Annotated in this window: 9 protein-coding genes; 6 read left to right on the forward strand and 3 right to left on the reverse strand. The window is 63.3% G+C overall.

Features of this window, described 5'->3' with window-relative positions:
- Positions 1-33: 33 nt before the first annotated feature.
- Positions 34-4,356 carry a DNA-directed RNA polymerase subunit beta' gene (gene rpoC / locus AM2010_RS10000; protein ID WP_047806933.1) on the reverse strand — a complete coding sequence of 1,441 codons (4,323 nt, stop codon included), beginning with the start codon at positions 4,354-4,356 and terminating at the stop codon, positions 34-36.
- 62 nt (positions 4,357-4,418) lie between these two features.
- On the reverse strand, positions 4,419-8,612 hold the full coding sequence (gene rpoB / locus AM2010_RS10005) for a DNA-directed RNA polymerase subunit beta (RefSeq protein ID WP_047806934.1): 4,194 nt from the start codon (positions 8,610-8,612) through the stop codon (positions 4,419-4,421).
- A 421-nt stretch (positions 8,613-9,033) separates the two neighbouring features.
- Between rpoB and AM2010_RS14465 the strand changes: the two genes are divergently transcribed.
- The 6 genes from AM2010_RS14465 to rplL all read left to right on the forward strand — a co-directional run bounded on the left by AM2010_RS14465 (position 9,034) and on the right by rplL (position 11,590).
- Positions 9,034-9,162, forward strand: a complete 129-nt coding sequence (locus tag AM2010_RS14465; protein ID WP_269084059.1) for a hypothetical protein — start codon at positions 9,034-9,036, stop codon at positions 9,160-9,162.
- A 14-nt stretch (positions 9,163-9,176) separates the two neighbouring features.
- The gene (locus AM2010_RS10010; RefSeq protein ID WP_047806935.1) at positions 9,177-9,722 is read left to right on the forward strand and encodes a DUF2975 domain-containing protein; all 546 of its coding nucleotides are present in this window, start codon (positions 9,177-9,179) and stop codon (positions 9,720-9,722) included.
- Entirely contained in the window at positions 9,722-9,955 is a 234-nt protein-coding gene (locus AM2010_RS10015; protein WP_047806936.1) for a helix-turn-helix domain-containing protein, read from the forward strand. The genes AM2010_RS10010 and AM2010_RS10015 overlap by 1 nt, the downstream gene beginning before the upstream one ends.
- A 91-nt stretch (positions 9,956-10,046) precedes the next feature.
- Positions 10,047-10,304: a hypothetical protein gene (locus AM2010_RS10020; protein ID WP_047806937.1), complete on the forward strand. Its 258-nt coding sequence runs from the start codon at positions 10,047-10,049 to the stop codon at positions 10,302-10,304.
- A gap of 321 nt (positions 10,305-10,625) precedes the next feature.
- Entirely contained in the window at positions 10,626-11,141 is a 516-nt protein-coding gene (gene rplJ, locus AM2010_RS10025) for a 50S ribosomal protein L10 (protein ID WP_047806938.1), read from the forward strand.
- Positions 11,142-11,215: 74 nt separating this feature from the next.
- Positions 11,216-11,590 (forward strand): 50S ribosomal protein L7/L12, encoded by a 375-nt coding sequence (gene rplL, locus AM2010_RS10030; RefSeq protein ID WP_047806939.1) that lies wholly within the window; start codon positions 11,216-11,218, stop codon positions 11,588-11,590.
- A gap of 110 nt (positions 11,591-11,700) precedes the next feature.
- Here rplL and AM2010_RS10035 read toward each other — a convergent pair whose 3' ends face one another.
- Positions 11,701-12,093 carry a c-type cytochrome gene (locus AM2010_RS10035; RefSeq protein WP_082132994.1) on the reverse strand — a complete coding sequence of 131 codons (393 nt, stop codon included), beginning with the start codon at positions 12,091-12,093 and terminating at the stop codon, positions 11,701-11,703.
- Positions 12,094-12,162 lie beyond the last annotated feature (69 nt).

Below are 12,162 nucleotides of genomic sequence, written 5' to 3' on the forward strand. Positions count from 1 at the left end.
GGCGGGGCCTGTTTCGTGTGCGGCGCGAGGGGCTTATTCCTCGTCGGCAGCCTTGGTGGTTTCACCCTCGTCCGACTGCTGCAGGTATTCGCCCGCATCGGCATCGGTGCCGTGGGTTTCGCCCTCGACCCGTGCGAGCGGATCGTCGCCCACCGCGGCTTCGGCGCCCTGGGCCAGTTCGGCCTCACGCTCCTCGGCAGCGGTCTGCGCGGCCAGCAGCGCTTCCTGCTGCTTCTTCCACGTCGCCCGCAGTGCGGCATCGCGGCTGGAAGCGGTGACCCGCGCCCGGTTCATCGCCGCGCCGGTACCGGCGGGGATGAGACGGCCGACGATCACGTTTTCCTTCAGACCAACCAGCGTATCCTTCTTCCCTTCGACCGCCGCCTGCGTCAGCACGCGAGTGGTTTCCTGGAACGAAGCGGCAGAGATGAAGCTGCGCGTCTGCAGGCTGGCCTTGGTAATGCCGAGCAGGATCGGATGGCCCTGCGCCGGCTGCTTGTTCCGGCCCAGCTTGCCGTTGATCTCGTTCATCTCACCCAGATCGACCTGCTCGCCCGGCAGCAGCGTGGTATCGCCACCATCGGTGATCTCGACCTTCTGCAGCATCTGGCGAACGATCACCTCGATGTGCTTGTCGTTGATCTTCACGCCCTGGAGTCGATAGACTTCCTGGATCTCGGTGCAGAGATATTCGGCCAGCGCCTCGACGCCGAGCACTTCCAGAATGTCGTGCGGATTGGGTGAGCCCGAGATCAGCGTATCGCCCTTCTTGACGAAGTCGCCTTCCTGCACGTCGATCACCTTGGTCTTGGGCACCAGGTATTCGACCGGGTTACCCTCCTCGGGAACGATCGCGATCTTGCGCTTCGCCTTGTATTCGCGGACGAATTCGATCTTGCCCGAAATCTTGGCAATGATCGCATTGTCCTTGGGAATACGCGCTTCGAACAGCTCGGCAACACGCGGCAGACCGCCGGTGATGTCGCGCGTCTTGGCGGCTTCGCGCGAGGCACGGGCGAGAATGTCGCCCGCTTCGACCCGCTGGCCATCCTCGACCGAGAGCGATGTGCCGGGCGCGAGCATGTAGCGCGCTGCCTCGGTTTCCTCGCCCTTCTTGCCTTCCTCGCCCAGCAGGGTGAGGCGCGGACGAAGATCTTCCTTCTTCTTGCGCCCGCTGGCACGCAGTTCGGTGACGACACGCTGGGCGATGCCAGTGGCCTCGTCCACGCGCTCTTCCATCGTCGTGCTGTCGATCAGATCCTGATAGCGCACGATGCCCGATTGCTCGGTGATGATCGGCAGGGTGAACGGATCCCATTCGGCCAGGCGATCGCCTTCCTTCACCTTGGCGCCATCCTTGTGCATCAGCACGGTGCCGTAGGGGACCTTGTGGATCTCGCGCTCGCGCCCTTCGGCGTCGATCACCGCCAGCTCGCCATTGCGGGCGAGGCTGAGGATGCGGCCCTTCTTGTCGGCGATGGTCGGCATGTCGCGATACACGACCTTGCCGTCCGACACCGCTTCGAGGTGGCTCGTTTCGTTGAGCTGCGCCGCACCGCCGATGTGGAACGTCCGCATCGTCAGCTGCGTGCCCGGCTCGCCGATCGACTGGGCGGCGATCACGCCGACCGCCTCGCCGATGTTGACCGGCGTACCGCGGGCCAGATCGCGGCCGTAGCAGCGCGCACAGACGCCCTGTTCCGCCTCGCAGACCAGCGGGGAACGGATCTTGGCAACCTGCACTTCGGCATCTTCGATCGTCTTCACCATCGCTTCGTCGAGGAGGGTGCCCGCCTTGACGATGACGTCGCCGCTCGACGCATCGAGGATATCCTCGGCCACGGTCCGGCCCAGGATACGCTCGCCAAGCGACGCGATGACCGAACCGCCCTGCACGATGGCGCGCATTTCCAGGCTGTTGTCGGTCTTGCAATCGTCTTCGACGATCACGCAATCCTGCGACACGTCGACCAGACGGCGGGTCAGATAGCCCGAGTTCGCCGTCTTGAGCGCGGTATCGGCCAGACCCTTACGGGCGCCGTGGGTCGAGTTGAAGTATTCAAGAACGGTCAGGCCTTCCTTGAAGTTCGAGATGATCGGCTGTTCGATGATCTCGCCCGACGGCTTGGCCATAAGACCGCGCATGCCCGCCAGCTGCTTCATCTGCGCGGGCGAACCACGCGCACCGGAATGGCTCATCATGTAGATCGAGTTGATTTCCGCCTCGCGGCCATTCTCGTCCTTCGGGCGGGCCTTGATCATGTCCATCATGGCGTCCGCCACCTGGTCGCCGCAGCGGCTCCAGGCGTCGATCACCTTGTTGTACTTTTCCTGCTGGGTGATCAGGCCGTCCTGATACTGCTGCTCGTAATCGGCGACGAGGGCCTTGGTCTCGTCGACCAGCTTTTCCTTCTCGCCCGGGATGATCATGTCATCCTTGCCGAACGAAATGCCGGCCTTGAACGCGTGGCGGAAGCCGAGCGACATGATCGCGTCGGCGAACAGCACCGTGTCCTTCTGCCCGGTGTGGCGATAGACCTGGTCGATGACGTCGCCGATTTCCTTCTTGGTCAGAAGGTGATTGACGATGTCGAACGGCACCTTGTGGCTCTTGGGCAGGCATTCGCCGATCAGCATGCGGCCCGGGGTCGTCTCGAACCGCTTCATCGAGATTTCGCCCTTCTCGTCCGCCTGCGGCACCCGGCTGGTGATCTTGGTGTGCAGCGTGACGGCACCGACTTCCAGCGCCTGATGCACTTCGGCCATGTCGGCCAGCGCCATGCCTTCGCCGGGCTCGCCTTCGCGATCCATCGACAGGTAATAGAGGCCCAGCACCATGTCCTGCGAAGGCACGATGATCGGCTTGCCGTTGGCGGGGCTGAGGATGTTGTTGGTCGACATCATCAACACGCGCGCTTCCAGCTGCGCCTCAAGGCTCAGCGGAACGTGGACGGCCATCTGGTCGCCATCGAAGTCGGCGTTGAAGGCGGCGCAGACCAGCGGGTGCAGCTGGATCGCCTTGCCTTCGATCAACACGGGTTCGAACGCCTGGATGCCAAGGCGGTGAAGCGTCGGCGCGCGGTTCAGGAGGACCGGGTGCTCGCGAATGACTTCGTCGAGGATGTCCCAGACTTCCTTGCGCTCCTTCTCGACCCACTTCTTCGCCTGCTTGAGGGTCATCGACAGACCCTTGGCGTCGAGGCGGGCGTAGATGAACGGCTTGAACAGTTCGAGCGCCATCTTCTTCGGCAGGCCGCACTGGTGCAGCTTGAGTTCGGGACCGGTCACGATGACCGAACGGCCCGAATAGTCGACGCGCTTACCCAGAAGGTTCTGGCGGAAGCGGCCCTGCTTGCCCTTGAGCATGTCGCTGAGCGATTTCAGCGGACGCTTGTTGGCGCCGGTGATCACGCGGCCGCGGCGGCCGTTGTCGAACAATGCGTCGACCGCTTCCTGCAGCATGCGCTTTTCGTTGCGGACGATGATGTCCGGCGCGCGCAGTTCCATCAGCCGCTTGAGGCGATTGTTACGGTTGATGACGCGGCGATAGAGATCGTTGAGATCCGAGGTCGCGAAACGCCCCCCGTCGAGCGGCACCAGCGGGCGCAGTTCGGGCGGGATCACGGGCACGACTTCAAGGATCATCCATTCGGGACGGTTGCCCGAATCGATGAAGCTTTCGACGACCTTCAGACGCTTGATGATCTTGGCCGGCTTGAGCTTGGACTTGGTGGTTTCCAGCTCTTCGAGCAGGTCGGCCTTTTCCTGTTCCAGGTCGAGGTCCATCAGCATGATCTTCACCGCTTCCGCGCCGATGCCGGCGGTGAAGGCGTCTTCGCCATACTCGTCCTGCGCTTCGAGCAGCTCGTCTTCGGTCAGCAGCTGGAATTTCTCCAGCGGCGTCAGGCCCGGTTCGGTGACGATATAGGCTTCGAAGTACAGCACGCGCTCAAGCTGCTTGAGCTGCATGTCGAGCAGCAGGCCGATGCGGCTGGGCAGCGACTTGAGGAACCAGATATGCGCGACCGGCGCGGCCAGTTCGATATGGCCCATGCGCTCGCGGCGCACCTTCGTCACGGTCACTTCGACGCCGCACTTTTCGCAGACGACGCCCTTGTACTTCATGCGCTTGTACTTGCCGCACAGGCACTCGTAGTCCTTCACCGGGCCGAAGATGCGCGCACAGAACAACCCGTCACGCTCTGGCTTGAACGTGCGGTAGTTGATCGTTTCCGGCTTCTTGATCTCGCCGAACGACCACGAACGGATACGCTCTGGCGAGGCGATCCCGATCTGGATCTGGTCGAAGGTTTCCGGCTTGGCCAGTTGGTTGGTGAATTTGGTCAGTTCGTTCATGACTTCGTTTCCCTAGCGGGTGAATTCGCGATGGCGGGGTGGAGCAGGCTTGCGCCCGCCCCTTACTCTGCCGCCTCCGGCCACTGATCCTCGCCGTCCTCGTCCTCGGTCAGCGACTTGAGTTCGACGTTGAGGCCCAGGCTGCGCATTTCCTTGACGAGCACGTTGAAGCTCTCCGGGATGCCCGCCTCGAAAGTGTCGTCGCCCTTGACGATCGCTTCGTAGACCTTGGTCCGGCCGATCACGTCGTCCGACTTCACGGTGAGGATTTCCTGCAGCGTATAAGCGGCGCCGTAGGCCTGGAGCGCCCAGACTTCCATTTCCCCGAAACGCTGGCCGCCGAACTGCGCCTTACCGCCCAGCGGTTGCTGGGTGACGAGCGAGTAGGGACCGATCGAACGGGCGTGGATCTTGTCGTCGACCAGGTGGTGCAGCTTGAGCATGTACATATGCCCAACGGTCACCTTGCGGTCGAAGGCATCGCCGGTGCGCCCGTCGAACAACGTGACCTGACCCGAACCGTCGAGGCCGGCGCGTTCGAGCATCCGGGTCACGTCCGCTTCGCGAGCGCCGTCGAACACCGGAGTGCCCATCGGAACGCCCTTGACCAGATTGCCCGCCAGTTCGACGATCTCGGTCGACGAACGCGCGTCGATCTCGTCATGGTACTGGTCGCCGTAAACGTCCTTCAGCTTCTCGCGAATCGCCTCGGGTGGCTTGCCCGCCTGCGGATCGGGATTGGCCAGGCGCCAGTCCTCCAGCGCGGCGGCGACCTGGTGGCCGAGCCCGCGCGCCGCCATGCCGAGGTGCGTTTCGAAGATCTGCCCCACGTTCATGCGCGAAGGCACGCCGAGCGGGTTCAGCACCATGTCGACGGGGGTGCCGTCTTCCATGAATGGCATGTCTTCCTGCGGCAGGACGCGGCTGATGATGCCCTTGTTCCCGTGACGCCCGGCCATCTTGTCGCCCGTCTGAAGCTTGCGCTTCACCGCGACGAAGACCTTGACCATCTTGAGCACGCCGGGGGCCAGTTCGTCACCGCGCTCCAGCTTCTCCTTGCGGTCTTCGAACTTGTCTTCGATGACCTTGATCGCTTCGTCGTACTGCGACTTCACGGCTTCGATCTGCGCCTGGCGATTGTCGTCGGCCACCGCGAACTTGAACCATTCGTGGCGATCGACACCGTCGAGAACCTCTTCGGTGATCTCGCTGCCCTTCTTGATCCCCTTCGGCGCGGCCGAAGCGGTCTGTCCGGTCAGCATGTCGCGCAGCCGGTTGTAGGTCGCGCGGTTGAGGATCGCGCGTTCATCCTGGCTGTCCTTGCGCAGGCGCTCGATTTCCTCGTTCTGGATCGCGCGGGTACGATCGTCGATCTCGATCCCGTGGCGGTTGAACACGCGAACTTCCACGACCGTGCCGGAAACGCCCGGCGGCAGGCGGAGCGAGGTGTCGCGCACGTCGCTGGCCTTTTCGCCGAAGATGGCGCGCAGAAGCTTTTCTTCCGGCGTCATCGGGCTTTCGCCCTTGGGCGTGATCTTGCCCGCCAGGATATCGCCCGGATGCACTTCGGCGCCGATGTAGACGATGCCCGCCTCGTCGAGGTTGCGCAGCGCTTCCTCGCCGACGTTGGGAATGTCGCGGGTGATGTCTTCCGGGCCCAGCTTGGTGTCGCGGGCCATGACTTCGAATTCCTCGATATGGATCGAGGTGAAGACGTCGTCCTTCACGATGCGTTCGGAGATGAGGATACTATCCTCGTAGTTGTAGCCGTTCCAGGGCATGAATGCGACAAGGCTGTTCTTGCCCAGCGCCAGCTCGCCCAGATCGGTCGAAGGACCGTCGGCGATGATATCGCCCGGCTCGATCGTATCGCCCACCTTCACCAGCGGACGCTGGTTGATGCAGGTGTTCTGGTTCGAACGCTGGAATTTCTGCAGGCTGTAAATGTCGACGCCCGACTGGCCCGGTTCGACATCGCCGATCGCGCGGATCACGATGCGGGTGGCATCGACCTGATCGACCACGCCGCCGCGGGTCGCGGCGATCGCGGCCCCCGAATCGCGGGCCACAGTCTCTTCCATGCCGGTGCCGACGAACGGCGCCTCGGCCCGCACCAGCGGGACCGCCTGACGCTGCATGTTCGACCCCATCAGCGCGCGGTTGGCGTCGTCGTTTTCGAGGAACGGGATCAGCGATGCGGCAACCGAAACGAGCTGTTTCGGGCTGACGTCCATCAGCGTGATCTGTTCACGCGGAAGCATCACGAACTCGCCTTCCTGACGGGCCGAAACCAGCTCTTCGACGAACGAACCGTCGTCGTTGAGTTCAGCCGATGCCTGCGCCACGGCGTGCTTCTGTTCTTCCATCGCGGACAGATAGATGACGTCGCCGGTCACCTTGCCATCCTCCACCTTGCGATAAGGCGTTTCGATGAAGCCGTACTTGTTGACGCGGGCGAAGGTCGACAGCGAGTTGATCAGGCCGATGTTCGGGCCTTCCGGCGTCTCGATCGGGCAGATACGGCCATAGTGCGTCGGGTGAACGTCGCGCACTTCGAAGCCGGCGCGTTCACGCGTAAGACCGCCCGGGCCGAGCGCCGAAACGCGGCGCTTGTGGGTGACTTCGGACAGCGGATTGGTCTGATCCATGAACTGCGAAAGCTGGCTGGAGCCGAAGAATTCGCGCACCGCGGCGACCGCAGGCTTCGCATTGATCAGATCGTTCGGCATGACGGTCGACACGTCGACCGAGCTCATACGCTCCTTCACCGCGCGCTCCATGCGCAGCAGGCCGACGCGGTACTGGTTTTCCAGCAGCTCGCCCACCGAACGCACACGGCGGTTGCCGAGGTTGTCGATGTCGTCGACTTCGCCCTTGCCGTCCTTCAGGCCGACAAGTTCCTTCACCACGGTCAGGATGTCTTCCTTGCGCAGCGTGGTCACGGTGTCTTCGGCATCGAGGCCGAGGCGCATGTTCAGCTTGACGCGGCCCACGGCGGAAAGGTCGTAACGCTCGGAATCGAAGAACAGGCCTTCGAACAGCGCCTCCGCCGTTTCCTTCGTCGGCGGTTCGCCGGGGCGCATGACCTTGTAGATCGCCTCCAGCCCTTCGTCGCGATTCTCGGCCTTGTCGACCTTCAGCGTATTGCGGATCCACGGGCCGGTGTTGACGTGATCGATGTCGAGCAACTCGATCCGATCCACGCCCGCCTTGTCGAGAACTTCGAGGTTCTCCGGACCGATTTCGTCACCGGCTTCGACCCAGATGCGGCCGGTCGATTCGTCGATCATGTCGTTCGCGGCGTAGCGGCCGATGATCTCTTCGGTCGGGATCAGGAGGTGTTCCAGCCCGTCCTTCAGCGCCTTGTTGGCGGCGCGCGGCGAAATCTTCTGATTGGCAGCGAAGATCTCTTCGCCGGTGGAGGCATCGACCAGCGGGAACGCCGGCTTGGCGCCGCGCCACTGTTCCGGCACGAACGGCATTTTCCAGCCTTCGCCGGCCTTGCCAGACACACGTTCCCAGACGACGGTGTCGTAGAAATAGTGGAGGATTTCCTCGCTATCGAGGCCGAGGGCATAGAGCAGCGCGGTGACCGGCAGCTTGCGCTTGCGGTCGATACGCACGTTCACGATATCCTTCGCGTCGAACTCGAAATCGAGCCACGAACCGCGATAGGGGATCACGCGGGCAGCGAACAGCAGCTTGCCCGACGAATGCGTCTTGCCCCGGTCGTGGTCGAACAAAACACCCGGCGAACGGTGCATCTGCGACACGATCACACGCTCGGTGCCGTTGATCAGGAAGGTGCCGTTCTCGGTCATGAGCGGCATGTCGCCCATGTAAACGTCCTGCTCCTTGATATCGAGCACGGAACGGGTTTCGGTTTCCTGATCCACCTCGAACACGATCAGGCGCAGCGTCACCTTCATCGGCGCAGCGAACGTGATGCCGCGCTGGCGGCACTCGGTCGTGTCGTACTTGGGCGGCTCCAGCTCGTAATGAACGAAGTCCAGCTCGGCCGTGCCGGCGAAATCGCGGATCGGGAAGACCGAGCGCAGCGTCTTTTCCAGGCCGGAGACATAGCCAGTGGCCGGATCGGAGCGCAGGAACTGTTCGTAGCTTTCGCGCTGAACCTCGATCAGGTTCGGCATCTGCACCACTTCGTGGATGTCGCCGAAAATCTTGCGGATGCGCTTCTTCGCGGTGCCGGTGTTGGCCGATGCCTTGGGGCCGGTCGCCTTTGCCTTGGTCGCCATGGAGGTGATTCGCCTCTTCGTGTGCTGCGCCGGCGACATTGCGCCACCGGTCGAGATTCATGCCCATGCGCGTGGGATGCCCATGCCGGAGACGCGAAAAAGCCACAGCAATTCAAGCCTGTTCGGCCCTGCTGCAGCTACTCAAACGTCGCGACTATGGATTCGCAGCTTCCATTCCGTGGCCAGTCCCCGCGCATGAACGGCCTTGCTCGAAGCGTGCGGTTGCCCGGCGATGTAGGAAACCCGGGCGATTTTGTCAAACGCGGAGGACCAGCGGCGAGCGAGCGGAACCCCCGCGCCTCCAGCCGCCCGGACGCCGCGTAAATATCGTTTTTCGATATTATCGATTGACAATAAGAATTGACAATAAGAATTGCTGCCCATATTGAATATCGATATCACCATTCAAGGAGATCGATAAATGCCGAACATTCTGACCAATACCGTCGCGGCGGTTGCCGCCCTGCTCATCGTCACCGTTTCGATGGGCGCCGTCATCACTGTCCCGGCCACCGACACTGCGATCGCGGTCGCACCGCTGGTCGCCTGAGGGGAGACACTGCCATGTCCGCCATAAACGACCCGCTACTGATGATTGCCAAGATCGTGCTCGCGTTCCTGATGGGCGTGCTGGCGTTCGTCACCGTCGTGCTCATCGCCGGCGCGGTCGCCGCGCCAATCTTCGAAGGGAGCATCGTCGCCGAACTGATCGCCGACGGCAAAGGCCAACCGCCCGCAGGTTTCGTCTGGCTCGTCAGCATCCTGCTGATCGGCATTGCGGGGCTGCTCGGGCTGTTGATCTACTTCCTGCTGCTGCTGTGGCGCATCGTCGGCACGGTCGGCGCGGGCGATCCGTTCGTGCCCGAGAATGCCGCACGCCTCAGCCGGATGGGCTGGGTTGCGGTGGCCGGCAACATCCTTGCCCTGTTCGTGGCCGCAGCCGTCACGCGGGTCGCCACCGTTGCCGCCGACATGGGGGACGATGTCGATTTCAACGCCGATATCGACTTCGGGGGTGGCGGGCTGCTGCTGATCCTCGTGCTGTTCATCCTCGCCCGCGTGTTCCGCCACGGCGCCGCGATGCGCGAAGACCTGGAAGGGACCGTGTAATGCCAGCCGAAGACGGAACCGCCATCGTGGTGAAGCTCGACGACCTGCTCCACGAACGGCGCATGACGCTCACCGAACTGGCCGAACGGGTCGGCCTCACCCTCGCCAATCTCTCGATTCTCAAGACCGGCAAGGCCAAGGCCATCCGCTTCTCCACGCTGGAAGCGATCTGCCGCGAACTGGGCTGCCAGCCGGGCGACTTGCTGGTCTATCGCTCCGGCGAGACAGGCTGAGAGCCTCGATTACCGGGAGGGGGCGTTGCGAAGTTCGGGAACTTTGGCGGATTGTGGCAATTGTATGGCAAGTAGCGAAAGGAAATTCCCGATGAAACAGCTTGCTATTGCCGCCCTCCCCCTCGCTTTCGCGCTTGGCGCGTGCGACAACACTGCCGAAGAAACGGTGCCGGAAGACACGATGATGGAAGATACCATGACCGATCCGGCAATGACCGACCCGGCGATGACGGATGAAACCATGACCGATCCCGCCATGGGTGAAGACGCCATGGTCGATGATCCTCTGGTCGACGATGCCGATGAATCGGTTCAGCCCGCGGACGAGCCGGTCGCCGATACGATGTAATCGCCGGCGCGAACGATTGCCGCGGCGGCTTGACCCGCCCGGACTTTCTGCTAGAGGCCCGCCCCGACCGGCGGGCCTCTTTGCGTTTGCCCGGTCAATCCGTCCGAGACAGTTGGTGACCCGGAATTGCCGGGTCTTAATTTCCAGCCGAGGCGGGGAAAAGAGATTTCGCGGGTATTCGGCCTGGCCGGCCCGCATCGCACGCCTGGCGTGTCTCCTTCCCTTGTCGAACGGACTGCCCCGTGCCGGTTAGCGGCGCTGGGCGATGTGAGCCGGTCGTATTCGCGCCAGCGGGTGCGGCCATATGTGAAGGAGTATGGCATGGATCGTTCGCAGAAAACCGACGCGGTCGCCCAGCTCAATGCGGTCTTCAACGAGGTCGGCGTGGTGGTTGTCACCCGCAACCTCGGCCTGTCGGTGGCCCAGTCCACCGACTTGCGTTCGAAGATGCGCGAAGCGGGTGCGTCCTACAAGGTTGCGAAGAACCGTCTTGCCAAGCTCGCCCTGAAGGAAACCCAGTACGAAGGGCTCGAGGATTATCTCTCGGGTCCGACAGCCCTGGCCTGGTCGGAAGACCCGGTCGCGGCTGCCAAGGCTGCGGTGGATTTCGCCAAGACGACCGACAAGATCGAAATCGTCGGTGGTTCGATGGGTGGGCAGTTGCTCGACGAAGCCGGTGTCCGGGCGCTTGCCTCGATGCCTTCGCTCGACGAGCTGCGTGGCACACTGGTGGGCCTCGTCAACGCCCCGGCGACCAAGATCGCCCGGGTCGTCAACGAACCCGCTTCCAAGCTCGCCCGCGTCTTCGGTGCCTATGGCGCCAAGGAAGCGGCGTAAGCGGTTTTCGCACAACGCGATTTTTCCGGGGCGCATGCGCCCCAGCCGACAAGATTTATCTGGAGTGAAACATCATGGCCGATATCGCCAAGCTGGTTGAAGAACTTTCGAAGCTGACCGTCCTCGAGGCGGCCGAACTCGCCAAGGCGCTGGAAGAAGAGTGGGGCGTTTCCGCCGCCGCTGCCGTCGCCGTTGCCGGCCCCGCCGCCGGTGGCGATGCCCCCGCAGCCGAAGAGAAGGACGAATTCGACGTCGTCCTGACCGGCGACGGTGGCAAGAAGATCCAGGTCATCAAGGAAGTCCGCGCCATCACCGGCCTGGGCCTGACCGAAGCGAAGGCCCTGGTCGAAGGCGCGCCCAAGCCGCTCAAGGAAGGCGTGAACAAGGCCGAAGCCGAAGAAATCAAGGGCAAGATCGAAGCCGCTGGCGGCACGGTCGAGCTCAAGTAAGGCTTCTCGCCACCGAGTATATGCGAAGGGCGGTGCCGCAAGGTGCCGCCCTTTTCATATGACTGTTCGATAGCGGCCTCGTCGCCGCGCGCACGCCGGCCCGAATGAGGTCAGAGCGTTTCGAGATAGGCGACGATCGCGGCCCGCTCCTCCGCCGAACGGACCCCGGCGAAGGCCATCTTGGTCCCCGGCACGACACCGCGCGGATCGGCAAGATAGGCGTCGAGCGTTTCGGCGTCCCAGACAAGTCCCGAAGCGCGCAACGCCTTGCTGTAGGCATAAGTCGGCTCGTGTCCGGCAGGGGCGCCGAACACCCCGGCGAGCGAGGGGCCGACCCCATTCCGGCCCGGCGCGGTCTGGTGACATGTGGCGCACCGCGCGAACGCGGCCGGCCGGTCGCCCCGGTCCATCCCAGCACCCGCCACGGCGCGCCCGTCTGCCGTATCCTGCTCGCTCGCCCGATCCCCGGCGCCGCAACCTGCCAGCGCGAGCGCGAGTGTCATCAGCGCGAAATTCCTGCCTGCTTTCATAATAACGGCTCATGCCGCGCAGGCCCGCAACGCGCAAGCTGT

The sequence above is a fragment of the Pelagerythrobacter marensis genome (genome assembly GCF_001028625.1).
Classification (GTDB): Bacteria; Pseudomonadota; Alphaproteobacteria; order Sphingomonadales; family Sphingomonadaceae; genus Pelagerythrobacter; species Pelagerythrobacter marensis.

What these genes read in the sequence shown, in the direction of transcription:
- AM2010_RS10035 (WP_082132994.1), bottom strand. Translation starts at nt 12,093, where the DNA reads ATGACACTCGCGCTCGCGCTGGCAGGTTGCGGCGCCGGGGATCGGGCG.
- rplJ (WP_047806938.1), top strand. Translation starts at nt 10,626, where the DNA reads ATGGATCGTTCGCAGAAAACCGACGCGGTCGCCCAGCTCAATGCGGTC.
- AM2010_RS10015 (WP_047806936.1), top strand. Translation starts at nt 9,722, where the DNA reads ATGCCAGCCGAAGACGGAACCGCCATCGTGGTGAAGCTCGACGACCTG.
- AM2010_RS14465 (WP_269084059.1), top strand. Translation starts at nt 9,034, where the DNA reads ATGCCGAACATTCTGACCAATACCGTCGCGGCGGTTGCCGCCCTGCTC.
- rpoC (WP_047806933.1), bottom strand. Translation starts at nt 4,356, where the DNA reads ATGAACGAACTGACCAAATTCACCAACCAACTGGCCAAGCCGGAAACC.
- AM2010_RS10020 (WP_047806937.1), top strand. Translation starts at nt 10,047, where the DNA reads ATGAAACAGCTTGCTATTGCCGCCCTCCCCCTCGCTTTCGCGCTTGGC.
- rplL (WP_047806939.1), top strand. Translation starts at nt 11,216, where the DNA reads ATGGCCGATATCGCCAAGCTGGTTGAAGAACTTTCGAAGCTGACCGTC.
- rpoB (WP_047806934.1), bottom strand. Translation starts at nt 8,612, where the DNA reads ATGGCGACCAAGGCAAAGGCGACCGGCCCCAAGGCATCGGCCAACACC.
- AM2010_RS10010 (WP_047806935.1), top strand. Translation starts at nt 9,177, where the DNA reads ATGTCCGCCATAAACGACCCGCTACTGATGATTGCCAAGATCGTGCTC.